Origin of the sequence: Marivirga lumbricoides (genome assembly GCF_014636295.1) — a bacterium.
GTDB lineage: Bacteria > Bacteroidota > Bacteroidia > Cytophagales > Cyclobacteriaceae > Marivirga > Marivirga lumbricoides.
This window is the reverse complement of record NZ_BMEC01000001.1, coordinates 349,838-374,268: the sequence shown is the minus strand read 5'-3', so window position 1 is coordinate 374,268 and position 24,431 is coordinate 349,838. Positions and strand designations below refer to the sequence as shown.

23 protein-coding genes are annotated in these 24,431 nt (G+C 37.2%); 11 read left to right on the top strand and 12 right to left on the bottom strand.

Translation table 11 applies throughout. From position 1 onward, the window contains the following. The first annotated feature begins 147 nt into the window (after positions 1–147). A complete protein-coding gene (locus tag IEV85_RS01590) occupies positions 148–525 on the top strand; it encodes a DoxX family protein (protein ID WP_188460049.1) in 378 nt (125 codons plus the stop codon). Between the two features lie 26 nt (positions 526–551). On the opposite strand, the gene IEV85_RS01585 is transcribed toward IEV85_RS01590, so the two are convergent. After that, a complete protein-coding gene (locus IEV85_RS01585) occupies positions 552–899 on the bottom strand; it encodes a zinc ribbon domain-containing protein YjdM (RefSeq protein ID WP_188460048.1) in 348 nt (115 codons plus the stop codon). A 268-nt stretch (positions 900–1,167) separates the two neighbouring features. Then, complete coding sequence (locus IEV85_RS01580; RefSeq protein ID WP_188460047.1) at positions 1,168–3,090, bottom strand: RICIN domain-containing protein; 1,923 nt, start codon at positions 3,088–3,090, stop codon at positions 1,168–1,170. A 148-nt stretch (positions 3,091–3,238) separates the two neighbouring features. Here IEV85_RS01580 and IEV85_RS01575 point away from each other — a divergent pair, with 148 nt between their 5' ends. The 7 genes from IEV85_RS01575 to IEV85_RS01545 all read left to right on the top strand — a co-directional run bounded on the left by IEV85_RS01575 (position 3,239) and on the right by IEV85_RS01545 (position 9,231). Continuing rightward, on the top strand, positions 3,239–3,622 hold the full coding sequence (locus tag IEV85_RS01575; RefSeq protein ID WP_188460046.1) for a T9SS type A sorting domain-containing protein: 384 nt from the start codon (positions 3,239–3,241) through the stop codon (positions 3,620–3,622). A 209-nt stretch (positions 3,623–3,831) separates the two neighbouring features. Further along, a complete protein-coding gene (locus IEV85_RS01570) occupies positions 3,832–4,935 on the top strand; it encodes a carbohydrate-binding family 9-like protein (protein WP_188460045.1) in 1,104 nt (367 codons plus the stop codon). Beyond that, complete coding sequence (locus tag IEV85_RS01565) at positions 4,925–6,010, top strand: family 10 glycosylhydrolase (RefSeq protein ID WP_188460044.1); 1,086 nt, start codon at positions 4,925–4,927, stop codon at positions 6,008–6,010. Before IEV85_RS01570 ends, IEV85_RS01565 begins: the two co-directional genes overlap by 11 nt. 237 nt (positions 6,011–6,247) lie before the next feature. Next, a complete protein-coding gene (locus IEV85_RS01560; RefSeq protein WP_188460043.1) occupies positions 6,248–6,715 on the top strand; it encodes a DinB family protein in 468 nt (155 codons plus the stop codon). Between the two features lie 233 nt (positions 6,716–6,948). Next, positions 6,949–7,284 carry a PadR family transcriptional regulator gene (locus IEV85_RS01555; RefSeq protein WP_188460042.1) on the top strand — a complete coding sequence of 112 codons (336 nt, stop codon included), beginning with the start codon at positions 6,949–6,951 and terminating at the stop codon, positions 7,282–7,284. Next, the gene (locus IEV85_RS01550) at positions 7,281–7,868 is read left to right on the top strand and encodes an HAAS signaling domain-containing protein (protein WP_229712466.1); all 588 of its coding nucleotides are present in this window, start codon (positions 7,281–7,283) and stop codon (positions 7,866–7,868) included. Before IEV85_RS01555 ends, IEV85_RS01550 begins: the two co-directional genes overlap by 4 nt. Before the next feature lie 58 nt (positions 7,869–7,926). Continuing rightward, positions 7,927–9,231 carry a serine hydrolase domain-containing protein gene (locus tag IEV85_RS01545; protein WP_188460041.1) on the top strand — a complete coding sequence of 435 codons (1,305 nt, stop codon included), beginning with the start codon at positions 7,927–7,929 and terminating at the stop codon, positions 9,229–9,231. Between the two features lie 351 nt (positions 9,232–9,582). On the opposite strand, the gene IEV85_RS01540 is transcribed toward IEV85_RS01545, so the two are convergent. The 6 genes from IEV85_RS01540 to IEV85_RS01515 all read right to left on the bottom strand — a co-directional run bounded on the left by IEV85_RS01540 (position 9,583) and on the right by IEV85_RS01515 (position 15,794). Further along, positions 9,583–10,575, bottom strand: a complete 993-nt coding sequence (locus IEV85_RS01540) for a formimidoylglutamase (protein WP_188460040.1) — start codon at positions 10,573–10,575, stop codon at positions 9,583–9,585. Continuing rightward, positions 10,566–11,795, bottom strand: coding sequence for an imidazolonepropionase (gene hutI, locus IEV85_RS01535; protein ID WP_188460039.1), 1,230 nt, complete (start codon positions 11,793–11,795; stop codon positions 10,566–10,568). The genes IEV85_RS01540 and hutI overlap by 10 nt, the downstream gene beginning before the upstream one ends. Positions 11,796–11,840: 45 nt before the next feature. Next, entirely contained in the window at positions 11,841–13,514 is a 1,674-nt protein-coding gene (hutU, locus tag IEV85_RS01530) for a urocanate hydratase (protein ID WP_188460038.1), read from the bottom strand. Between the two features lie 143 nt (positions 13,515–13,657). Next, a complete protein-coding gene (gene folB, locus IEV85_RS01525; RefSeq protein ID WP_188460037.1) occupies positions 13,658–14,011 on the bottom strand; it encodes a dihydroneopterin aldolase in 354 nt (117 codons plus the stop codon). A gap of 9 nt (positions 14,012–14,020) precedes the next feature. After that, entirely contained in the window at positions 14,021–14,770 is a 750-nt protein-coding gene (locus tag IEV85_RS01520; RefSeq protein WP_188460036.1) for a DivIVA domain-containing protein, read from the bottom strand. Between the two features lie 106 nt (positions 14,771–14,876). Continuing rightward, a complete protein-coding gene (locus IEV85_RS01515) occupies positions 14,877–15,794 on the bottom strand; it encodes a WD40 repeat domain-containing protein (protein ID WP_188460035.1) in 918 nt (305 codons plus the stop codon). Between the two features lie 16 nt (positions 15,795–15,810). Between IEV85_RS01515 and IEV85_RS01510 the strand changes: the two genes are divergently transcribed. Both IEV85_RS01510 and IEV85_RS01505 read left to right on the top strand, forming a co-directional pair. Continuing rightward, the gene (locus tag IEV85_RS01510) at positions 15,811–16,446 is read left to right on the top strand and encodes a 4'-phosphopantetheinyl transferase family protein (protein WP_188460034.1); all 636 of its coding nucleotides are present in this window, start codon (positions 15,811–15,813) and stop codon (positions 16,444–16,446) included. Between the two features lie 4 nt (positions 16,447–16,450). After that, complete coding sequence (locus IEV85_RS01505) at positions 16,451–17,032, top strand: redoxin domain-containing protein (protein WP_188460033.1); 582 nt, start codon at positions 16,451–16,453, stop codon at positions 17,030–17,032. 27 nt (positions 17,033–17,059) lie between these two features. On the opposite strand, the gene IEV85_RS01500 is transcribed toward IEV85_RS01505, so the two are convergent. The 4 genes from IEV85_RS01500 to IEV85_RS01485 form a co-directional block, all read right to left on the bottom strand. After that, positions 17,060–17,929, bottom strand: a complete 870-nt coding sequence (locus tag IEV85_RS01500; RefSeq protein ID WP_229712465.1) for a transglutaminase-like domain-containing protein — start codon at positions 17,927–17,929, stop codon at positions 17,060–17,062. 10 nt (positions 17,930–17,939) lie between these two features. Next, positions 17,940–19,571: an acyl-CoA carboxylase subunit beta gene (locus tag IEV85_RS01495; RefSeq protein ID WP_188460032.1), complete on the bottom strand. Its 1,632-nt coding sequence runs from the start codon at positions 19,569–19,571 to the stop codon at positions 17,940–17,942. Positions 19,572–19,909: 338 nt separating this feature from the next. Continuing rightward, a complete protein-coding gene (locus tag IEV85_RS01490; RefSeq protein ID WP_188460031.1) occupies positions 19,910–20,836 on the bottom strand; it encodes an MlaD family protein in 927 nt (308 codons plus the stop codon). A gap of 11 nt (positions 20,837–20,847) precedes the next feature. After that, positions 20,848–21,636 carry an N-acetylmuramoyl-L-alanine amidase family protein gene (locus IEV85_RS01485; RefSeq protein ID WP_425562874.1) on the bottom strand — a complete coding sequence of 263 codons (789 nt, stop codon included), beginning with the start codon at positions 21,634–21,636 and terminating at the stop codon, positions 20,848–20,850. 82 nt (positions 21,637–21,718) lie between these two features. Between IEV85_RS01485 and IEV85_RS01480 the strand changes: the two genes are divergently transcribed. Then, entirely contained in the window at positions 21,719–24,418 is a 2,700-nt protein-coding gene (locus IEV85_RS01480) for a putative LPS assembly protein LptD (protein WP_188460029.1), read from the top strand. Positions 24,419–24,431 lie beyond the last annotated feature (13 nt).

Here is a 24,431-nt window from a genome sequence, read left to right as displayed (position 1 = left end):
ATTGAAGCGTTTGATCAATTTATTGACCCTTTAATTGATTTTCTGCCTGCGAAATAATTCTTATTTCTTATGAATAATATTTTACTTGCTTTTTAGAAGGAAATATGTTAAATCTGAAAGAATAAAAATTTATTTATTGCAATATATATGAAAAATAAAATTCTATTTGGTGTAAGTCTGCTGTTCGGACTGATGTTTATTAACTCAGGGTTGAATAAATTCTTCAATTACATGCCAATGCCGGAAGAAATGCCTGAAAATATGTTACGCTTAACAGCAGCTTTTATGGAAATCGGTTGGCTAATGCCTTTGGTAGGCTTTGTGGAAATTGTAGGAGGTTTACTCTTTATCATAAGAAAGTATAGGGCATTAGGAGCCATTGTTATTTTCCCGGTGATGGTAGGTATTCTGTTAACTCACATTTTTAATGCTCCTGAAGGACTTCTCATAGCTGTTGTATTACTGGCTGTCAACCTTTGGGTAATGTATGAGAATCGTGAGAAATACCTTCCTTTAATAAGATAAACCTCAATGAATTTGTAAAGAAGCTTTTAAGCCTTCTTTACAAATTCTGATTTGAGCGCCATTGCTCCAAATCCATCAATTTTGCAATCGATATTGTGATCGCCATCCACAAGGCGGATACTTTTTACTTTTGTTCCTGCCTTTATAGGTTTGGGTGCTCCTTTTACCGGAAGGTCTTTTATAATGGTAACTGCATCGCCATCCTGTAAAACATTACCATTAGCATCTTTTACTACCGCTCCTTCAACATCTCCACCACCTTCATTTTCATCAGTGGCACTCCATTCGTGTCCGCACTCCGGGCACATTAATAAAGTATCAGTAGGGTAGGTGTAAGGTGAATTACATTGCGGACAAGGTGGAAATTCTGACATTAAATGCGGGTTTTAAAAATGAAAGTGCAAAGATAAGGAATTTACTTAATCCTGAAACATCCTGTTCAGGATAGTGCATCAGTTGTAAGTGAAGTGGCTATTTGAAACTTAGGTGAGCTGAACAATCTTTAGATACCTGCGAGAGTTGTTCTTTCAAAAGTGGGTTGATGGAAAGGACTGGTAGGGCTGAAAACTAGAGTATATGAAGAATAAATGAAGCCAGACTAACTTATTTAAGCAATCCGGCTTCATTTTATTAATGATTAATTTACTCTATAATTAACTTCGAGCGATTTACACCTGATGGTGTATCAAGCTCCAGGAAGTAAATGCCTTTATTAATTCCTTGAATAGCTATTTCATTTTTATTGCCCTGAAGTTCTGTAACGAGAACCACTTGGCCTGAAGAATTGAAAATACGTGCTTTTACTGGTTCCTCAAATTCATTTATGTCTATGTTAAGAACCGTTGAGGCGGGGTTAGGATAGATAACAATATCTTTATTAGCCAGACTGGAAGCACTTTCTACATTACTGATTCTGCTGGCTGCGGCTACGCTAACCAACTGCCACTGTGAATTGGGGTGAGTAGTATTAGCCCACTGACCGCAGGCTGATGCATTTGAAGTATTTCCCAATCCATCTAGAAATAGTCCTGTAACTCGGTTTTGAACCTGGTAGTATATACCCTCATATTGTTCAATTGACCAATGAGAATTCTCATTAGAGGTATTGGCATATTGGCCTACATCATCTCCATTGGTTGTTCTTCCCAGTCCATCAAGGAATAGCCCTGTGCCGCGGTTTTGAATTTGATAATAGCCATTTCCAACATCTATCACTTCCCATTGAGCATTTACGCTGGAGGTATTAGCGTATTGTCCACATGCTGCACCATCTGTAGTTCTTCCTAAACCATCCAGAAAAAGCCCTGTGTTACGGTTTTGCAATTGGTAGTAACCACTGATGCCACCACCGCCTCCTCCGGAACCATTTATCGTTCCCCGAAATGTGGTAATACTATATCCTGTTAAAGAATTAGTTAGTGTAGAACCACCTGCGTAATTCCCTACTTCTGCTATGTTATTGCCTACTGTTCCCGTTGTTTCCCACTTAGTTATATTGCTTACGTTGTATCCTGAAAAATTGAAAGTAATATTCCGTGATGAGGAGTTTTGATTAATCGCTACTAACACTAATGTGTTTCCATCTTTGTAGGCACTTATGCTTACTCCCGGGGTCGGGTCTGCCTGTGCTCTCACTCTTACAAAACCAGGGCGTACAAATTTTGCAAAGTGACTCATCACAAAGCCTCTCTTTGAAACACTTCCGTTTTCAGTAATTAAACCATAACTTCTTCTGATGTACCACCATATATAGGCATTATAACCATTGATCATATAGTCGTGAATTTCCTTACCTGCTTCAAGTGCTTCTGGCCAATTGTTGGCACTGTTGCTATTACTATTGGGAGCGTAATGCTCGGTCATCCACTGCTCTTTAGTCGAATTGGCACGTGTTGCTGTACCTCCATACGCATGATTAGCTAAAATATCTACCTGTTGGGATCCTGAAATAGTATTCATATAGTTCGCATTAAAGTGAACCGTCTCAGGAGCCATCACTCTTGTAGGAATAACAGAAGCATTGTTGTCTAAAAAAGTCCTGATTTGAGATGCACTCCATCCGCAAGATTCATAATTAGGAACAAAGTCAGGTTCATTTTGAACAGAGATAGCGTACAGCGGTACCCCATTAGTAGACATGTAATTGGTGAAGTCGCGCAAATGGTTGGCATAAGCTTGATAGGAAGAGGGATTCAGGGTGCCTCCTGTTGTACTTCCGTTTGACTTCATCGATGCGGGCGGGGACCATGGTGTAGCAAATACAATCGCTCCAAGACTTCTGGCTCTTTGTGCTGTGGGTACTTCTAGCGCCCACGAAGAACTGTTTGGCGCTACACTAATTCTTAAAATTGACAGGCCTATCTGGCCATACCCATTTCCAAATGCTTTCTCTGCCTGATCCTGGGACAAATCATCAATCCAACGTGGGAAATTCATTCCTCCAAAGCCTCTAATGGTTTGGTCTGTATTGTCAATGTAAATACCGGCTGTCTGAGCGCTTACCCAATATGGTAGCGCAAGAAGTACAAAGAGTACTATTAGTAATAATTTGTTATTGTTTTTCATGACATTGTTTTTTGGGTTTTTGTTGAAATAGAAATACAATTACATCCTTTTGTTATAATTGTATTTGTAATATATGCAATCGTTTTATCTTAGGAAAATATTTTAAATATTTTTATTTAAAATAACCGTATTATAACAATATATTTATATGAATGAATATTTGAAGACTGAAATAGTGGCATACGAAAAGTCAGCGACACATCCGACTGATCCAACAAGACAGGGGTACACCTTTACAGGTTGGGATTTGGATTTTAGTAATATTACCAGAGATGTTACATTAAAAGCACAATATTCATTGATTACAAGTGTGCGCAATCAAGAAAGTAATGCGATTAATATTTATCCCAACCCTTCAAAAGGAGTATTTATAATTGAGTCTGTAAGATTGAATAATAAAATTACTATAGTTAATAATGTTGGTGCACTAGTCTATACTTCTTTCATTAAGGATCTTAAACACACTCTGGATATAAGTGATTTAAATAGTGGCATCTACTTTATCAAGATAGGAGAGGTAATCAAAAAGTAATGAAGTAATGAAAGGTAAATCCATTCAAAATTGATATTCTGTTTTCTCCTGAATAGAGAAATGGCTTATTTAATCCATTTCTCTTTTTGTTCTGTGCACTTATCAATTTACTTTCCTATTTTTAATTTCCAGTAAAGTCATAATTGTTGACGGAGCAAACAGGGGTTATTTCTGAAAGTTCTTTCAATAGTAATTTTAAACAGCAATTAATGAAATTATTATTTCCTTTATTATTACTCTCTTTTTTTATTTCTTGTCAGTCTGAAAATCCTGTTAACGCTAATTTAGTAGTAGACGTAAGCACTGAAATAGTTCAACCCAAAAAATATATTGTAGCTAAAGCTGAATCCTTAACAATTGATGGGTTTGCCAATGAATCAGCCTGGCAGAATGCAGACTTTACAGACTCTTTTATTGATATTGAAGGAGTAAAAACTCCCCGGTATAATACCCAAGTGAAAATGCTTTGGGATGACAATTTCCTGTATGTGTATGCTGAAATGGAAGAACCACACATTTGGGGAGATTTAAAACAGCGAGATACCATCATTTTCTATAACAATGATTTTGAAGTGTTCATCTCACCCTCAGGTAGCACCTACAACTATGGAGAGATAGAAATCAACAGTTTGGGTACTGTTTGGGATTTGCTGCTCGATAGGCCCTATCGTGATGGAGGTAAAGCCAATAATCACTGGAATTTAGATAGTCTTAAAACGGCTGTACACATTGAAGGTAGTTTAAATGACCACTCGGATATAGATTCTCTCTGGACGGTAGAAATGGCAATTCCTATGAAAGCCTTAATTGAGTTAAAGAATGATCCTAAAACATTACCCAAAGAGGGGGAGCAATGGCGTATTAATTTTTCTCGCGTGGAATGGGATTATGACTTAGTAAATGATAGGTATGTGAGAAAGAAAGATAAAAAAGGTAATTTTCTGCCGGAATATAATTGGGTCTGGAGCAATCAGAAAGTAATTAATATGCATGAACCTGAGAAGTGGGGTTTTATTCAGTTTACAGAAGATTCAAGCTTGGCGGAGAAGTCGTTCAATGAAAGCAAAAATGAAATTTTTAAACAGGTCACTTTTGCACTGTTCAGACAAACAAAGTCCGGGCAATTGAAGGAATTATTGGAAGCTACTGAAAACTCAAAGGGACTGAATGTAAAATACTCATCAAATGATACGTTAGAAGCTACTTTCTACAAGACTAATTTCGGGTTTGAATACAAGGTAAACTTTCCTGATTCTGAGCAAGCTTATATCATTAATGAAAGTGGTAAAATAAAATTAACTAATGAAAAATAACCTGATATTTTATTTCCTATTTGCCTGCATGGCATGTAATTCTGTTAAAGAAAAAAACAAACCTCAAGAGGAGGAGATAAAGAATGATTTCATCTTTGCCACCTGGGCACATGCAAGCGATAAGTTTGTTAAAGAGGAGTGGGAAAAGAAATTTCAATATTATGATTCCCTGGGTATCACAGAAGCTTTAATAGGAGGAAATGCTGAGGTACTAAAGCAGATTGTACCACTGGCAAAGCAAAAAAACATTAAGGTCCATGCATGGATGTGGACGCTCAATCGGCCGAATGATACAGTTGCAAATCAACATTCTGATTGGTATGCAGTGAACAGGTTAGGGGAAAATTCCCTGGAATACAGAGCCTATGTTGATTATTACCAGTGGTTGAGCCCATTCCACCCTGAAGCAAGAGAATATATAAAGAATAATGTGCGGGAGCTTGCTAAAATAGAAGGTTTGGCCTCTATTCATTTAGATTATGTACGTTATGTAGATGTTATTTTAGGAGCAGATTTACAGCCTAAATATGGCCTGGTACAGGATCATGAAATGCCCGAATATGATTATGGGTATCACCCTATTGCCCGCGAGGGATACAAAGAGCTATTTGGCGTTGATCCTATAGAGTTTGAAAATCCGGAACTGAGCACGGAATGGCGACAGTATAGATTAAATGCTGTTACAACTTTGGTGAATGAGTTAGTGGAAGTAGCGCATGAAAGTGGACATAAAATGACTGCCGCGGTTTTCCCATTTCCGGAAATGTCGCGTCAGATGGTAAGGCAAGCCTGGGATGATTGGCATCTGGATATGGCTTTTCCTATGTTGTACCAGAACTTTTACCGTCAGAACATCAACTGGATTGGTTTTGCAACCGAACAAGGAGTAAGGGATGTAGACTTCCCAATAATTGCGGGTCTGTACAGCCCGGCCTTGCGAAGCCCTTCAGATCTTGAGCAGGCGATTCGTTTAGCAAGGGAAAAAGGAGCAAAAGGAATGTCTGTTTTCACAGCGGACGATCTGACTAATGAGCAGAAGAAAGTATTTGTTAAGCTAAGTAAAGAATTTGAGTAAGCGCTTTGAAAGCTAATCAGATGAAATAATTAGCCTATAATTTCTCCTCAACAAATTGCCAGCATTCTTAAGGCATTTGAAGCTTGAAAGTCTGATAGAAGCCTCTATTTACTCTCCTAACGAAGAGCCCGCTATTGAGAAAAACGATATTTTAAGAATATAATGCGATAAAACACACTAAGGGTTACTTTATTCGGTTGGCGGTAATGTAAAACGATATTCTCAAAAACAAAGAAAATGACTCAATCTGAACTCATAATTTTAAATTTTACAGACATTAGGAGAAGAAGTGTAAAACTTTGGAATGCACTTCCTGAGAGCTGTTATAGTTGGAAGCCTGACGAAAAAGCAATGAGTGCCATAGAAATGGTTAGGCACGTTTTGGAAGCCGATTATGGATGGAATATAATAATCAATAATGGTAGTATGACAAATTATCGTACGCCTTGGAGAAATCGACCTTTCATTAGCGTTGCTGATGAACTTGAATTTGCTGAACCTTATAGAAATGCATTTTTAGAAAGCGTTCGACAATTTTCGGATATGGAATTAAGTGAAACGGAAATTGTTCACCCCGGAAATGGAGATAAGAAAATCCTTGGAAAATATTTATTACGGATAGGATATCATGAAGCTGTTCACGCAGGACAATTCCTTTCGTATTTAAGAGCAATGAAAATTAATCGTCCGGAGATATGGGACTGAAAAATAAAAAACACTACAGCCAATAGTGGGTATAAACATAAGCGGAAAATGGTTTCTGCAAATTGTGGCCTCTTAGCAAGCTTTGTCTCAGTGGGTATGTAGGCGGTTTAACGCATACGCGGGGTCCTTATAAATAATGCCGGAGAATATTGTTAACAATTAAATTTTTAACGAGAATAAAACTTTTACGCAGATACATTGTATAGCTATGTACTTTTCTATACATTTGTTTTGTGAATGTGGATTTTGTACATAAATGGAAATCTCAGGTAAAAAAGGGAACGCTTGCCTTTATTGCTTTGAATGTCTTAAAAGATCATGAGTACTATGGTTACGAACTGATCGAACAGATAAAGAAAAATACACAAATTGAAATTGCCGAAGGAACTTTATATCCCCTGATGAATCGGTTGAAAAAAGAGAATTTAGTTACTTCTAAATGGGTAGAACAAGCGTCCGGTATTCCAAGAAAATATTATGTGTTAACACCAACGGGAGAAGAAACCTTATTACAAATGAGAACATTTTGGTTGGATCTGGAAAAATCAATTAAAAAAATATCGAAATGAAAGCGATACAATTCACCAATAAAACAGCTCAAAAGATTTATGCTGATTATATATCCAGAATTAAACGAACTACGGCCACACTAAATAAGACCGATAGGGAAGAAATTCTAATGGAATTAAACAGCCATATCTACGAAGGTATGATGCATAAAACTCCGTCAAGTGAAATCGAATCTTTAGTAGATGTAACCGAACAACTGGGAGCTCCAGAGGAAATTTTAAAGCCTCTGATTGCTCAGAAGAAACTAGAGCAGGCAACAAGATCATTTAACCCGAAACACATATTTAAAGCTTTGGTATTGAATATTTCCAGCAGCGTAGTGTATGTATTTTTTGCCCTATTATATTTAACACTATTTGGTTTTGTATTTGCGATCATAGAAAAAATCAAAAATCCCGAGTATGTAGGTTTATTTTTCAAAAATGGAAATTTCCATCTACTGGGCACAAGAAACCCTGCTAATTCAGAAGAACTAGGTCTCACCGAAGTTTTAGGAAATTGGTTTATTCCAGTAATGATTCTCTGCATTATTGTTCTTTATATGGTCATTACCCTCTTACTTCGGCTTAAACGCAAAAAATAAAATTTTACCCCAATACATAGTATAACAATGTAATAAGTTTAACTATAATAAAACTGATATGAAAAACACATTTTTAACACTTCTACTACTTTTATTTTGTTTACATACAAACGCTCAAAAAGCTGGTCTTGAAGATTTTAAAGCCAAGTATGAGCCTTATTATAAGGCCACAAATATTAAAATGGGAATCCTGCTGAAAAAGGGTAACCAATTTTATGCACAGCGCATAAACTTTGAAAACAATGACAATGTCGTTTTCAACATAGGAAGCGCCACTAAAACTTTCACTGCCGTTTTAATATTACAGGAAATCGAAAAAGGAACACTGAATTTATCTGATACCATTGGCACCTTTCTAAGTCCTATTCAAAATATTGCATCAGATATTACCATTGAGCAATTATTACGGCATCAAACAGGACTTGCAGAAGTTGTAGGAGGAGAAGAAGAGTGGTACGCTTATGATATTCCACACGACAGTATTTTCAGAAGAGATGTATTTAGTAATGTAAAGCCAAGACAAGAGGCTAAAATAGGAAAGTTTGATTATACCAATACCAACTATATTTTGCTTGGAGAAATACTCGAAAAAATTAATGACAAGAGTTATTTCGACCTGCTAAAAGAACGAATATTTGAGCCTTGTGGTCTTGAAAAAACGTATCCTTATCTTTCTAAAACCATTCCTGATCTGGTACATCCAACTGATGAAAAAAATGAATCCGATCAATTTGAGGGCATCAATTATAAACTTTTTGCTCACTATGATTTTTCAGCGGGGAGCATCGCATCCACTTTGAAGGACATGGCTGCATTCTATGAGAACCTGTACGAAAAAGAAACCTTGATAAGCAAAAGCAGTCTTCAGCAGATGACTGACTTTAAAGGAGGAAGTTATGGCCTGGGGCTTCAAAAACTAAAAGTTGAGGGTGTTGACTATTGGGGACATGGTGGCAATAATTATGGGTATGCGTTCCGTAACTATTATAATCCGGAAAATGGCAATATGATGATGTATTTCATCAATCGGTTTAGAGTGCCTATGAAAAATAGCGTGTTAAAAGATTTTTCCGCTATCATGCACAATAAATCCTTAGTCGCATTTCGGAAAAATATAGTTGATGAGTTTAAAGATTTCGAAGGTAATTACATCTTAAAAGGTCCTGAATTAGCATTTACTATCTTCGAGAAGGGAAACATATTGTATTTCCAGGTACAGAATCTAAAAGTCCCTTTGGTAAGCTATGAACCCAATATTTTATTAGATGTCTCATCAGGAATTGAATTCACAAAATCGGAAGATGATCCAGGTAAACTGATCTGGTCGCAGAGTGGAGAAAAACTTGAAGCGGTAACACAATAAAATTAGAAGGAAAATATAAAGAACTGTTTATGTAAGCTTTCCCTTTTTTGGGACAACTCAAAAAAGGGAAAGCTTACATAATAGGCTCTATTTATTCAATCATGTCATAATTGATTCCTTTTTATTTCAAACGGGGTAGGGGGATTCTATAAACAATCATGTTGCAAAATTCTGCAAATCAGGATTTTGGAAAAAATGATTTGTGTGATAGAAAGGAGTAAATAAGCCATTTCAAAGAATTTTCAGCGTTCTGCTCATCTATTGTATCTTTATTGAGAGACTGAGAAAGAAATGAAGAGTTCTTCAAACAGCTTCTATTGTAAGCATTTTTATCCATTAGGCCTTTTCTTTCTACTTTTCAATTACACCCTTAATAAAATCACTTACCAGGTAGGAGAGCAGTTTTCCGGTGCCGCTATCTTTTTGTCCTGTTTCCAGTTCAGCGGCTGCTTCACATACATGAAAATAAGAAGGTAATAACTGATGTGCGCATTGATAAGCATAATAACGTGCTTCATTGGTGCTAAAGCCGGATGGTGTTTTAGCAGAACTTAATACGCCTGCAATGCTATCGGTATCCAGCTCTATACCACATTGATTCTGAGTAGTAAGCTGTAGAAAATCCTGTAAAGCTGCTTCAAAAGTGATTTTCTTTCTTAAGTAAATGTCCTCCCAGAAATAATAATGGATACCCTTTTGCTGATCCATCTCAGACAACATATTTTGACTGTTGTAGTTTTCGTGCAATCCTAAAATGCAGTAATCGGCAAGTACTCCTTCTTTCTTTGCTGTGCTAAAAGGATTGCCACTATGCCTTCCTTCCAGAGGGCGGAAATCAGCATGAGCATCAAGGTTAATTACCGAAATAGCCTGCTTTTTTGCTGCGCTAACACCTTTTATGATGGGGTAGGCATTGGCATGGCTACCACCTATTATAACAGGTATTTTATGAGCAGCAACAATTGCTTCAATCAATGGGGCAATTGCCTCATCCATCAAGGGTACTAATTGCCGAAAATCTTCAGCACTGCCGGCCTCTTTTACTATCGGTGCAAAATCAAAAGTACCTAACAGATGAATCTTTTCACCATGAAGTTTATGGGTGTCCTGAATATTGAGAAATGAAGCTAAAAAAGCCTGCCATGCACTGTGCGTACCGCCAATGCCAAGGTTAGCCTTTACTCCAATAGATTCCTGAATGCCTATCACAACAAATTTTGCCGTGCTTTGTGTGAATTCGGAGCCTATCTGAATAGTTTCTCCCAGCTTGGTTTCACCCTTTCTGGGCTTGCATATTCGATTTAAAGATTCCCGTTCTATAAACTTAAAATGCTTTACATCCATTGGCCTTTTATCATTACTTTTTCTATAGAATTAGAACCGAAAGCGTAGGGTAGGTAGGCCAGAGAAGGAATCTCCTTTGTGAGAATTAAATTTGCCAGCTTTCCTTCCTTAATAGACCCCACTTCCTCTTGCACCTCCATAGCAAAGGCACCATTTAAAGTGGCCGCATTAATAGCTTCTTCAGGGGTCATTTTCATTTGAATACATGCCATTGAAATCAATAAAGGAATATTTCCACTTGGAGAGGAGCCGGGATTATAATCTGTTGCCAGTGCTACCGCAGCGTTAGCTTCAATCAATTCTCGTGCAGGGGGAAAGTTCATTCGCAGAAAAAAAGCTGCCGAAGGTAATAGAGTGGCTATCGTGTTATTCTTACCTAGTAATTGAATTTCTTCAGCGCCAATAGATTCCAGATGATCAACAGACAGAGCGTTTTGCTCAATGCCTAACTGTACTCCTCCACTGTTATGGAGTTGATTAGCATGTATTTTCGCTTGTAAGCCATATTTAGCACCTGCTGAAAGTATTTTTGAACTTGTAGCAACATCAAAGAACCCTTGCTCACAAAATACATCAATATAGTCTGCCAGCTTTTCTTTAGCAATGGCTGGTAGCATCTCTTCAATAATCAGCCTAACATAGCCTTCTTTGTTTTCTTTATAAAGTTTAGGAAATGCATGAGCCCCCAGAAAAGTTGCTTTTACAGGAATTCCGGCAGCTTCTTTAATTCTTTTAATAACGCGAAGCATCTTTAACTCGGCTTCCACACTTAAGCCATAACCGCTCTTGATTTCAAGTGCACCTGTTCCCAGGTTAATTACTTCTTTCACGCGCACCATGGCACGCTCATAGAGATCATCTTCAGAGGTATTGGCCAGTTTTTCAGCGGAATTAAGTATGCCACCTCCTTTAGCTGCTATTTCAGCATAACTTACCCCTTTTATTTTATCTACAAACTCTTCTTCTCTGCTCTGAGCGAAAACTATGTGGGTATGTGAGTCGCAAAATGCTGGTAAAATACTTTGTCCTTTAACGTCTTCCACCTTTTTGTAATCGCTCAGCTTCGGACATTCACTCATAGGGCCGAACGACTTGATCAGGCCATTTTCAATTTCCAGATAAGCATCCTGAATAGTTGGAAAGTGTCCTAAATCCTTACCGCGCAGGATTTCATTTTTTTGATGTACACCAAAAAGTGATTTTATGTTAATCAGTAACATTCAGTTTTTTTATAATTGTAATAATAGAAAAGTAGAGTTTAGCTATTAGTCTAACCTGTCTTCAATCGATAGTTTGTGTTTCCTTGCAGTGTCTTTTGCGATGTCATAGCCTGCATCAGCATGACGGATAACGCCCATTCCGGGGTCATTACGAAGTACTCTGCTGAGTCTTATTTCTGCATCATCTGAGCCATCTGCCACTATTACCATGCCGGCATGAATAGAGTACCCCATTCCTACGCCACCTCCATGGTGGAGAGAAACCCAACTGGCTCCTCCAGCGGTATTCACTAATGCATTGAGTATAGGCCAATCTGCTACTGCGTCTGAACCATCCATCATCGCTTCTGTCTCCCTGTTTGGTGAGGCTACAGATCCCGTATCCAAATGATCTCTGCCAATAACGATAGGTGCTTTTACTTTCCCCTCTTTTACTAATTTATTAAAAGCCAGGCCGGCTTTCTCCCTTTCACCCTGACCTAACCAGCAGATTCTGCAAGGCAAGCCCTGAAAAGCAATACGTTCCTGTGCCATTTTTATCCACCGGTGTAAAGATTCATTTTCAGGAAACAATTCCAGTATTAAATCATCTGTTACTTTAATATCCTCCGGATCACCGGAAAGTGCAGCCCATCGGAAAGGACCTTTTCCTTCGCAGAATAGTGGACGAATATAAGCAGGTACAAAGCCAGGATAATCAAAAGCATTTTTTAATCCTTTTTCATGTGCTCTTGCACGTAAATTATTTCCATAATCAAAAGTAACAGCTCCTTTTTGCTGTAATTCCAGCATCAATTCTACATGCCTGTACATAGATTGGTAAGATAATTCCTCATATTTTTCAGGGTTTTGGTCACGCAGCACATTGGATTCTTCCAGTGAAATGCCATGAGGCACGTAACCAATTAAAGGGTCATGGGCAGATGTCTGGTCAGTTAAAACATCAGGGGTTATATTTTTCTCAACAAGTCTTTCCAGGAGGTCTACAATATTGCACCTCACTCCAATAGAAATAGCTTCCTTATTGGCTTTAGCCTTTAAAGCCCTGTCAATAGCTGTGTCAATACCTTCTACCGCCAAATCCAGGTAGCGGGTTTTTAATCTTTTATCTATTCTCCACTGCTCCACTTCAGCAACAAGACAAACGCCATCATTCATGGTAACTGCCAATGGCTGCGCGCCTCCCATTCCGCCTAAACCTGCAGTTACTGTTAAGGTTCCTTCCAATGAGTTATTAAAATCCTTATTGGCAATGGCTGCAAAAGTTTCGAAAGTTCCCTGAACAATCCCCTGAGAACCTATATAAATCCAGCTTCCGGCAGTCATTTGGCCATACATCATTAATCCCTTCTTTTCCAGCTCGTCAAAGTGCTTCCAATTTGCCCAGTTAGGCACCAATTGTGAATTGGAAATTAAAACCCTGGGAGCATCTTTATGAGTAGTTAAAATCCCCACTGGTTTTCCTGATTGAACAATCAGGGTTTCATTCTCTTCAATTTCTTTTAAAGCTTTAATAATAAGGTCAAGAGATTCAAAATTGCGTGCAGCTTTACCCCGCCCTCCGTATACAATAAGTTCTTCCGGTTTTTCAGCAACCTCAGGATCCAGATTGTTCAATAACATACGTAAGGCAGCTTCCTGCACCCATCCTTTACAATTTAATTGGGAGCCTGTAGGTGTTTTATATAGTTCGGGAGTATATCTATTTTGAGTTTCCATTGAAGTATTCTTTTGTTAAACATTTACTGATTTAAAATAGCAATATTTTAAACAGATTTCCAAAGTAATGTGGTTTCAGATAGAAGGGAGAGGCTTGAGTAATTTAACGATCAAAGGAATAATTTCCTGTACTCAATAGCAATTTACCGCTCAAGTTCCAGTTCTGCGGAGGCACTTTCACATAAGCCACCAATAGGAGGTTGGTGCTTAATTACTTTCACTCTTACTTTAATGGCTGCTGCATTATCCTGTAAAATTTTCTTTGCTATCAGATAGGCAAGGGTTTCCAAGAGTTTCAAGGGTTTTAACATCACCTCTTTCGTACTGGTATAAAGCGTTTCATAGTTTATAGTACTCTCCAATTCATCATCCATTTTGGTGAAGTTTGTTTCTACTTCAAGATCAACGGTATAATGATTTCCTAATTTATTTTCTTCAGTATAATAGCCATGGTATCCATAAAAAGCCATCCCTGATAGCGCCACTTTCCCCTTCATGCTGTAATATTATTGTATTTCGTCAAAAAAAGAAGTGTCTTCTCCTTTGCTGCTGTTTTGTTTTTCTTCTTCTTTGTTTTTTACTATTGTTTCCCTCACAGGCTCATGTTTGATCTCATCCTGCTTTCTTTCTTCTGGTGCTGAACTGCTGAAATTGGGCTTTTCAATATCATTATCGATATTTTGTATTTTCTTAACTGCCTTTCTGGCTCTTTTTAAGTGAGTTTCAATATCAACATGCTGCAGCCTGTCTTCCACTTTTTTCACTTTGTCCTGAAGACTGGTGCTTAAGTTTTTAAGCTCTTCAACCGTATTGTCCCTATGGTTTTCCAAGGTTTTAAATCCATCAGCCAGTTCTTTCAATTCATCTTCCATCTCTTCCATAATGCTTTGGGCTTTATGGCTGGCATCCTCTATCATGGCATGGGCTTTTGCCTGAGCCTCATGAATAATAGCATCCGCTTTCATTTGAGTTTCTTTTATGTGTAGTTCTGCAGTTCTATTAGCCTGGCTGATTACATTGGCTCCTGTATCTTCAGCAGTTTTTAAGGTTTTATAAAGAGAGCTTTCTACTTGTCTGAGTTTTTCCACCTCTTTTTCAGCAGTTTCCAACTTCATTCTTAGCTCTTTCTGGGTATCCATTACCCTTTCCCACTCTTGCGATAGAGAGGTGAGAAATGCACTTACTTCATCTTTATCATATCCTCTGAATCCTTTTTCAAACTCTTTTTGTCGTATTTCTAAGGGGGTAATTTTCATTGTGTTTATCCGATATTTTTAAATAGAACGACCAGGCCCTGACTTTGTATCTTATTATAGGAAAAAAGTTTCACTTTTCCCAGATAGTAAAGATACAGTTATATTTTTATTTATCGATTTGAATGTCCCAAATTGATAAAGTTCTGTCATCGCTCGCACTAATTAATTGATTTTTATGCGTCATCCATAATAATTTATTTACTGAAGTACCGTGGCCGGCATGTCGAGCCTTGTCGATTACTTTTAATAATCTGAAAGTATCAGCACTCCAGATTTTGATGCTTTTATCCATGCTGCAGGTAGCAAAGTACTTCTGATCAGGACTAAAGCAAACATGGTTAATGGCATACATATGTGCTACGATTGATTCCACTAAACTATAATCGTTGAAGGTATTCCATATTTTAAGATGCGCATCTCTTCCGGCACTTAAAAGTAGTGTTCCATCTTCGCTATACTGTAAAGTGAAAACAGAATTGTTATGCGCATTTAATTTTTTGCTGACTTGGTATGTATCGGAATTAAGGATTTGGATGGTATTATCACTAAATCCAATAGCAAGCTCCTTCCCGGATGGATGAATAGCAATGCATCTGGCACTTTTATCACTAAGTTTCAGTTTGGCCAGCGTACTTAAGTCGTTTAAATCGGAAAGTATAATTTCACCATCTGCACAGGCTGAAATGATAGTGCTTCCCACTAACTTGATGTCAAAAATGGCTTGAGAAGTAATTTTGGCCGACTTAATTTCTTTCTTTTGTGCTACATCAATAAGGTGGATGCCTTCATAATTATGCCCTACTATCAACTGGTTATTTGTTCTGATATAATGTAAAGCATAAACGGAATTTTGTACTTTGGCTACCATGCTGCCCAATTCAGGGTTATTTAAGTTCCATTGTGCCACAATTCCATCCCCACCGGCAGAAAAAAAATGGGATTCTTCCGGCCCTGTTTCAACAGTGTATAAGCAATCTTTATGTCCCGTTAGGGTTTGAATTTTTTCTACATTAATTTTAGGCATGATGTAAATTTAAAATATGCCACTTGTAAACATTCAAAAAGTCAACGAAAATATTCATTTAGCAGTTTGGAGGATTACGGAAGATTTAGCTGAATTAAAAGATCAAATCATTTTGAGTGCCGAAGATAAGGTAATTTACTCACAGATTAAGCACAAACATAAAGCTTTGGAGTTTTTAGCTGGTCGCATGGTATGCCGGGAAACATTTTTAAACCTTAATATGGGATATACTCCTATCATAAGGAATATTTATGGAAAACCTGAGATGCCAAATTCGCCTTTTCGTCTGTCTTTATCACATACTGATAGATATGTAGTGCTTGTAATAGGCGAAGCAATAGAAGTTGGCATAGATATTGAAAAACCTCAGGATAAGATGAGGAAAATTGCGCCAAGAATATTGAATTCCAGTGAATTACAAGCTTGTAATGATGACCTTTCACGGTTCAGTAAAATGTGGTCTGCAAAAGAGGTGCTCTATAAATTGTATATGAAAAGAGAGATTGATTTCAAGGATAATTTGTTTTTAAAACCCTCAGATATTACATGGAATACGATGGAGGGGGAAATAAAAAAGGATGGTTTTGCAAAGACATCCACTTTGAAATTTATTAAATTACAAGAGTATTTTATTTGTTTTAATACCAACTAGTATTATGAAAGCATTTATACTTTATATCTTTTTTGTCTTTACTATATCGGCAGCTAATGCGCAGGATATTAGCACTATTAATCTGAAAGAGGTGAAGACAGGTCAATCGGTGGATTTGAAAAGTAAAATTTCATCAAAAGGAGCTTTTATATTTTTTATTGATGATACATGCCCTTTTGTTGATTCGTATATGTCGCGCTTGCAGGATTTTTCTCAGAAGCAGAGCGGTAAAGGCTATGCCGTTCTTTTTATCAATCCGCATGAAAACAATAATCCTTCTACAGACAATTTAGCGGAAATGAAAAAGTACTTTTCTGCTAAAAAATTAGGTGGTGTTTACTTCTCAGATACAGATCACGCACTTGTAAAAGCCTTGGGAGCTACTAAATTACCTGAAGTGTTTTTCGTGAAGTTAAATGGAAATCAGCTAAGTATTATTTACCAGGGTGCTATTGATAACAACCCTCAAAATGCTGGTGAAGTGAGTAATAACTATCTTTCAGATGCTGTGTCGGCTCATGAAGCAGGTAAAAAGCCTTCTACTTCTAAGACACCAGCTTTAGGCTGCAGGATCAAGAGGTTTTAAGGAAATAAATTGACTGATTTTGATGCATTAGAGGCCTAATGCATCAAAATCAATTCCTCCGGAAATTAAGACCAGCAATTCTTTTACTTCCTCGGATTTCTGGTGTTCATCCAGTTTTTCATAAGCTACAATCAGGTTCCTCAATACTCTTTTAATAATATCCTCATTGCTGCAGGGTTGATAAAAACTTTCCTTTGGGGTAAGATTTAAATTAGCAACGTAATTATCTATATCTTTTCTTGAGAAAATAAGCCCTCTGTTAAAGGCATTTATATAAAACTGGATGTCTTCAGTTTTATAAGTAATGATAAATAAATTAGGCAAGTTCACTCCTTTAATAGGTAAACCCAGCCTTTCGGCTACTAAAATATAAAGCACGGATAAGGAAATAGGGTTTCCCTTCTTGCTCTCCAATACCGCTTTTAACAATGAGTTATTGGGCGAGTGAAAATTTTTAGTATTTGCCCTAAATTTTAATTTACTGAATAAAGCACTATTTATCATTTTGATTTGGTCATAAGGATGCAAATCCGGCTTTAATTCAATCCATATATCATAATATATTTGCTCTATTTGCTGGCTTAATTCTTCCAATTCAGTATCAGGATACTGATAAGTGGAAATAATCCACATGCCTTCAAGCAAATCCGTAGCTCCATTCTCTTTCCAGCGAGATAGTCTTTCTTTTAGCTGGCTAAACTGAAGGATATGAATCATATCCTCTAATTTGCGCTGAATAGAAGGATCAAAACTACTTTCCCATTGCTCTTCCAGGTAGGGGATAATTTCACTACCCAGCGACATGATTTTCTCTTCTACATGTCGATTCACTTCTGCATCCTCATCGTCCAGCAGAGAAACCAATGCTTTAAACTCATTTTTGCTAATTTCCATCATCAGTATTCTATCAGGTTTGGATAACTCCTACATTAAATGGTTTTTCAATAGGAGCGTGGTTGGCTGCCTCAATCCCCATGGATATAACTTTCCGTGTTTCGAGAGGATCGATGATTCCATCTACCCATAGCCTTGACGCTGCATAATAGGGCGAAAGTTCTTCATTATACTTGTCAGTAATTTCAGCAAGCATTTTCTTTTCTTCCTCTTCAGTTATTTCTTTTTCACCTTTAGCTTTTAAAGTGGCTACTTTTATTTGAAGCAATGTTTTAGCCGCAGCAGCTCCGCTCATTACTGCTATTTGGGCACTTGGCCAGGCATAAATTAACCTTGGGTCGTAAGCCTTTCCACACATGGCATAATTTCCAGCTCCGTAAGAATTCCCCATAATGATGGTGAATTTAGGAACTACTGAATTGGCCATGGCATTTACCATTTTGGCACCGTCTTTTATAATTCCGCCATGTTCTGATTTGCTGCCTACCATAAAACCACTTACATCCTGAAGGAAAAGCAAGGGTATTTTCCTTTGGTTGCAATTCATAATAAAACGTGCAGCTTTATCTGCTGAGTCAGAGTAGATTACTCCTCCCATCTGCATTTCTCCTTTTTTAGTTTTCACTACTTTGCGTTGGTTGGCCACTATACCTACAGCCCAGCCATCTATTCGTGCTGTTCCGCAAATGATAGATTTGCCGTATAAGGCTTTATATTCATCAAAATCTGAATTATCAATCAACCTTTCAATGATGTCTTTTGTATCGTATGGTTTTACCCTGTCATGCGGAAGAATGCCGTAAATTTCTTTTTCATCCTTTGCCGGTTTTGCTGGTTCGGCTCTGTCGAACCCTGCTTTTTCATATGTCCCAATTTTGTCGAATATCTTTCTGATGGCATCAAGGCATTCTTCATCTGTTTCGTACTTATTATCAGTAACACCAGAAATTTCGCAATGCGTAGTAGCACCACCTAATGTTTCATTGTCAATGGTTTCTCCAATGGCAGCTTTTACCAGATAAGATCCCGCCAAAAAGATAGAGCCTGTTTCATTTACAATCATGGCCTCATCTGCCATTATGGGTAAATAGGCCCCACCGGCTACACAACTACCCATAATGGCGGCTACTTGTATAATACCCATGGAAGACATTTTTGCATTATTTCTGAATTGGCGACCAAAATGCTCTTTGTCAGGAAAAATTTCATTTTGCATAGGCAGGAAAACACCGGCACTATCTACCAGGTAAATGATAGGTATTCTGTTTTCCATAGCAATTTCCTGTGCACGTAAGTTTTTCTTAGCCGTCATAGGAAACCAAGCACCAGCTTTTACAGTGGCATCATTGGCTACTACCATCACTTGCCGACCTTCTACGTAACCTATCCCGGTAACTACTCCAGCAGAAGGACATCCGCCAACTTCCTCATACATACCGTCAGCAGTAAAGGCACCAACTTCTAAAAATTCAGTGCCTTCATCCAACAAGTATTTTATTCGTTCCCGTGCGGTAAGTTTACCTTTCTTATGTTGTGATGCGATTTTCTTTTCTCCACCCCCTAAATATACTTTTTCAAGTTTATGCTTTAGTTGGTCTACCGATTGTTTGTTAAGGTCTTCGTTTTTATTGAACGCTATATCCATGAAAGCTGAGTAATATTTTTTAATTAGTTTATGAAGGAGCTACCTCCCGCTTTATTCGAAATTAATTAAACATCATCCTTAGGGGGAATTGATTATAAATGACTCGCAAAGATTTTTCCGACTAACTTTTTTCTATTTTAAATGCATAGAAAAAAGCTTTTTAGAAAAACAGGCGATGTAATTTTTCTAATTCAGACGTTTAGCAATAATACTAACTTAAGTGATAATTTCCCACCTTTTATTTAAAAGGTTTCAGTATATCTCTTCTACTTAAAAATATCAACTACAACTATTTTCTCTAAGAAAAACTTCAAATAAGGCTAGTGTACTTAGCTTAGTTATTCGTCTTTGCTTTTTCTTCCAAATAAGGAGAAGTGAACATAATCCTTAGGCTGTTCCTGAATATCAATTAGTAATTTATCAAGATCAACTAAAGTTTTATTCAAGCTGTTGTAAAGAGAGTCATCATTCAATAATTTATCAACTGTTCCCTGTCCATCTTGCATAGAAGCTATTAGTGAATTTACATTAGCTAAAGTAGTATCTAATCTGTTTACCACTTTACCTACCTCCAGGGCATTAATGGAGTCCGCTATTCCATTGGCTTTAGCTAATATGGCAGCTAAGCCTTTCTTCTCGTCTGAAAGTGTTCCGGTGATTTTTTTAAAGTCATCAATCAATGCTTTAATCGTAGCTTCTTTTTCAGAAACTTCTGATAATGCATCAGTAGTTTTCTTAATATCTGCTAAAATCCCATTAATCAATTGCTCATTTCCGTCAATATTTGCCAATATGCCATTAAGGTGCTTACCTACAGAATCTAAAGTTTGCAAAACCGGATATGCCTGCTCCTGAATTTGCTCTGTAAGAGCTGGTCTGATAGAACCTCTAATTTCACTGTCTTCGGATAAAGGTTGTTCCACTTTATTTATTTGAAGAATGATAGACTGTGAACCTAAAAGATCAGTGTTTAAAACTGCCTCAGAATTTTGGCCTAACCGGATATCTTCACGTACTTCAAAGTATACCTTCACTTTATGGTCCTGATCCTGCAAAATCTCAATTTCACTCACTCTTCCTACAGGTAAACCACTAAGGAGAACTGGATTTGATACTGTTAAACCATCTATTTTCTCATAAACGGCAAAATATTCATTTGATGGATTGAAAAAATCTATTCCTTTTAAAAAATTAAACCCCAGGTAAAAAATAACCAGTGATGCAACCGCCAAAATGGCTATTTTAACTTCTTTTCCTATTTTCAATATTTTATTGTTTAGTTCATTGATTCAATTTCTACTTTGTAATCTCTAATGGCTCTAAAAATACCTGAAGCAATGTAAGTTTGACCCAGGTCATCATTCAGGTATCTTTCTTCTTTAGGATTACTTAAAAAGCCGGTTTCGATTAGTACGCTTGGCATAGAACTTTTGTATAATACCACAAAACCTGCCTGCTTTACTCCCCGGCTGTGGCGCCCTACACGTTTCTTAAACTGATACTCAACTTTTTCTGCAAGGTTTAAACTATTCGAAAGATATGCATTTTGATAGAGAGAAAATAATATATGCGAGGCAGGGTCATTCGGGTCGAAGCCTTCATACTTTTCTTCATAATTCTCCTCCATCAATATTACAGAGTTTTCTCTTTTAGCTACGTTGAGGTTTGTTTCAGATTTATGCAATCCCATTACCCAGGTTTCAGTACCACTTACATCGTGACTATAATCCACGGCATTACAATGAATAGAGATAAAGAGGTCGGCACCATTTTTGTTTGCGATGTTAGCACGTTCATCTAATTCAATAAATTCATCATCACTTCTAGTGTAAATGACTTCAACATCTGGCAAATATTCTTTAATAATGGTTCCTAGTTCCAAGGCTATATTTAATGCTACATCTTTTTCTTTAGATACTGCTCCGCTGGTACCGCTGTCTTTGCCACCATGCCCGGCATCTATTACTACACGATCAACCTTATACGAAGGTTTGTTCAAATTAGTGAAAGATCCCAGCACTATAAAAAAAGTAAGTAGGGAAAGGAGAATAATATTTTTCACAATCTTTCGGTTGTTAAATTTGAATAGTATAATTTTACACAAAGTTGTAAAATTTTCAACAAATCGGAAAAATCCAGTAAAGAATTTGAGGCGGTATATTTTAAGTTTATTCATATTTTTAATTCCTTTTTTATCTCTTGCGCAGGAATCGGATACTTTATCTCAAAAGAAACCTAATATTTCTCCTGTTGGTGCCAACGATTCTGTGAAGTCATTGGTTGACTCTACGCAAATAATTTCTGATTCAACCATTGTTAATCCTTCGGATACTTCTAAAACTGCTCAAAAGGGCGATATTCAAACTACTGTCAATTATAAGGCCAAAGATTCAGTTAACTTTAATCTGAAAACGCAAAATATCATTATGTATGATGATGCCCATGTTGATTATGGTGATATTGAACTGGATGCAGATAAAATTAAAGTCAATTACGAAACTAAAATCCTTGATGCAGAAGGATTGCCCGATTCATTGGGAGTAATACAGGGCGATCCCGTCTTTACAGATAAAGGACAGGTGTACCAAACAAAGCAGATTACCTATAACTTTGATTCAAAAAAAGCTATTATTAAAGGGGTAATTACTCAGCAAGGCGAAGCCTTTATGCACTCCGAATGGATAAAGAAAAACGAGAAGGATGAATTATTTGGTGAGCATGCTTTATATACAACTTGTAATTTAGAACATCCTCATTTTGGTATTTCAGCTAACAAAATTAAGATGATTCCGAACGATAAAATCTTAATTGGGCCTTTTAACCTTGAAATTAATGAAATTCCTACTCCACTATTGTTGCCATTTGGTATGTTTCCTATGCCTAATACCAAAACGTCAGGAATTCTTTTTCCTACCTATGGGGAAGAGAATAGGAGAGGTTTCTTCCTGAGAGATGGCGGCTATTATTGGGCTATCAGTGAATTTGCAGATATGGCTATTCGCGGAGAAATATATTCTAAAGGAAGCTACGGTCTTTCAGTAGCAACAAACTATAAGAAGCGCTATGCATATAACGGAAGTTTAAATCTTCGTTTTAATCAACAAAGAGTAGGAACTACTGAAGCGGATTCTGCAATTTCCCGGGATTTTTGGGTGCAGTGGTCGCACAGACCTGAATCTAAAGGAACAGGCAGGTTTTCAGCTTCTGTAAATGGTGGAACATCTACTTTTAATCAAAATAACCCTGTTAGCGATTATCAACAACAGGTAAATGCTAGTTTCACTTCCAATATTTCTTACTCCAATGTAATCCCTAATACTCCTTTTAACTATGCGGTAAGCGCGAGGCACAACCAAAACGTAATTACTAATGAAATAGATATCTTGTTACCTGAAGTGGCACTTAACATGAACCGACAGTATCCTTTTAAGAATTTTAAGGCAGACGGTTTTAACTGGATTTCCAAACTTAATTATTCTTACAGTTTTACTTCCACCAACCAAATCACCAATAATTTAGGGAGGATAAAAAGAGATAATATCAGAGAGGACAGTATAGCGCCTTTTAATATGGAAACATTGCCTTATTTGCTGGAAAGAGCAGATAATGGAGGAAGACATAGAGTTCCTGTTTCCACCTCATTCAATTTATTTAATTTTATTACGGCCAGCCCCAATTTTAGCTACGATGAAGTTTGGTACTTAAAAGAACTGAACCATTCCTACAGTGAGGAATTGCAAACAGTAGTAATAGATACTTTAGATAGATTTTCAAGAGCAGGTTCCTATAGTGCTGGTATTGGCTTTACTACCCGACTTTATGGTACAGTATATGCCAAAAATGGCCCGGTGAAGGCAATAAGACACGTGATGACACCATCAGTAAACTTTTCGTGGAGGCCCGATTTTGGAGATGAGAAATATGGTATTTACAAAACAGTACAAACAGATTCATTAGGAAATACAAGAGTGTTTTCAAAATATGAAGGTTTTGTATATGGTAGCCCGGGAAGAGGGCAATCAGGGGCGGTGAGTTTTTCATTGGCTAATACCATTGAAATGAAAGTAAAAAAGAAAAATGATACTTCAGATGCACCTCAGAAAGTAAGTTTGTTCGATAACCTTTCCCTCAGCACCAGCTATAATTTCCTGGCGGACTCATTCAGGCTGGCTCCAATAAATATAAATGCCAGAACCAATCTCTTTAATAATAAAGTGGATATCAACTTGCAAACTACAATAGATCCTTATGTGATGGTATTGGACAGTATATCTGAGGCTAGCAATGGCAACCTTACCTACAATCAAAGAAGAATTGATACCTATGCATGGGAAGCCGGCAAGGGAATTGGAAGACTTACAAATGTGGCCCTGGCACTTTCAACTAATTTAAACCCTAAAGGCAAAAGCAATGACGATGCCAATAGGAAGAATTTAGAAGGCCGTGCAAGAGCAGCAGGGGCAACGGAAGATCAGGTGCAGGCCATCGCCAGTAATCCTGATATGTATGTTGATTTTAGCGTGCCATGGAATTTAAGGCTTCGTTATAATATCAGATGGAGTAAAAATGGATTTGAAGATCCTCGAATTACACAAACAGCTAGTTTTAGTGGAGATGTAAACTTTACAGAGAAATGGAAAGTGGGCTTCAATTCCGGTTATGATTTTGAAATGAATGATTTTACACAAACTTCATTTACTATCTTCAGAGACTTACACTGTTGGCAAATTAATGCCAACTGGACTCCCTTCGGTAGATTCCAGTCATTTAGTGTAGATATCGGAGTAAAAGCCTCTATACTACAGGATCTTAAATTAAACAGGAGAAGAAGCTGGTTCGATAATTAAGAATGCATTCTTA

What these genes read in the sequence shown, in the direction of transcription:
- IEV85_RS01590 (WP_188460049.1), top strand. Translation starts at nt 148, where the DNA reads ATGAAAAATAAAATTCTATTTGGTGTAAGTCTGCTGTTCGGACTGATG.
- IEV85_RS01585 (WP_188460048.1), bottom strand. Translation starts at nt 899, where the DNA reads ATGTCAGAATTTCCACCTTGTCCGCAATGTAATTCACCTTACACCTAC.
- IEV85_RS01580 (WP_188460047.1), bottom strand. Translation starts at nt 3,090, where the DNA reads ATGAAAAACAATAACAAATTATTACTAATAGTACTCTTTGTACTTCTT.
- IEV85_RS01575 (WP_188460046.1), top strand. Translation starts at nt 3,239, where the DNA reads ATGAATGAATATTTGAAGACTGAAATAGTGGCATACGAAAAGTCAGCG.
- IEV85_RS01570 (WP_188460045.1), top strand. Translation starts at nt 3,832, where the DNA reads ATGAAATTATTATTTCCTTTATTATTACTCTCTTTTTTTATTTCTTGT.
- IEV85_RS01565 (WP_188460044.1), top strand. Translation starts at nt 4,925, where the DNA reads ATGAAAAATAACCTGATATTTTATTTCCTATTTGCCTGCATGGCATGT.
- IEV85_RS01560 (WP_188460043.1), top strand. Translation starts at nt 6,248, where the DNA reads ATGACTCAATCTGAACTCATAATTTTAAATTTTACAGACATTAGGAGA.
- IEV85_RS01550 (WP_229712466.1), top strand. Translation starts at nt 7,281, where the DNA reads ATGAAAGCGATACAATTCACCAATAAAACAGCTCAAAAGATTTATGCT.
- IEV85_RS01545 (WP_188460041.1), top strand. Translation starts at nt 7,927, where the DNA reads ATGAAAAACACATTTTTAACACTTCTACTACTTTTATTTTGTTTACAT.
- IEV85_RS01540 (WP_188460040.1), bottom strand. Translation starts at nt 10,575, where the DNA reads ATGGATGTAAAGCATTTTAAGTTTATAGAACGGGAATCTTTAAATCGA.
- hutI (WP_188460039.1), bottom strand. Translation starts at nt 11,795, where the DNA reads ATGTTACTGATTAACATAAAATCACTTTTTGGTGTACATCAAAAAAAT.
- hutU (WP_188460038.1), bottom strand. Translation starts at nt 13,514, where the DNA reads ATGGAAACTCAAAATAGATATACTCCCGAACTATATAAAACACCTACA.
- folB (WP_188460037.1), bottom strand. Translation starts at nt 14,011, where the DNA reads ATGAAGGGGAAAGTGGCGCTATCAGGGATGGCTTTTTATGGATACCAT.
- IEV85_RS01520 (WP_188460036.1), bottom strand. Translation starts at nt 14,770, where the DNA reads ATGAAAATTACCCCCTTAGAAATACGACAAAAAGAGTTTGAAAAAGGA.
- IEV85_RS01515 (WP_188460035.1), bottom strand. Translation starts at nt 15,794, where the DNA reads ATGCCTAAAATTAATGTAGAAAAAATTCAAACCCTAACGGGACATAAA.
- IEV85_RS01510 (WP_188460034.1), top strand. Translation starts at nt 15,811, where the DNA reads ATGCCACTTGTAAACATTCAAAAAGTCAACGAAAATATTCATTTAGCA.
- IEV85_RS01505 (WP_188460033.1), top strand. Translation starts at nt 16,451, where the DNA reads ATGAAAGCATTTATACTTTATATCTTTTTTGTCTTTACTATATCGGCA.
- IEV85_RS01500 (WP_229712465.1), bottom strand. Translation starts at nt 17,929, where the DNA reads ATGATGGAAATTAGCAAAAATGAGTTTAAAGCATTGGTTTCTCTGCTG.
- IEV85_RS01495 (WP_188460032.1), bottom strand. Translation starts at nt 19,571, where the DNA reads ATGGATATAGCGTTCAATAAAAACGAAGACCTTAACAAACAATCGGTA.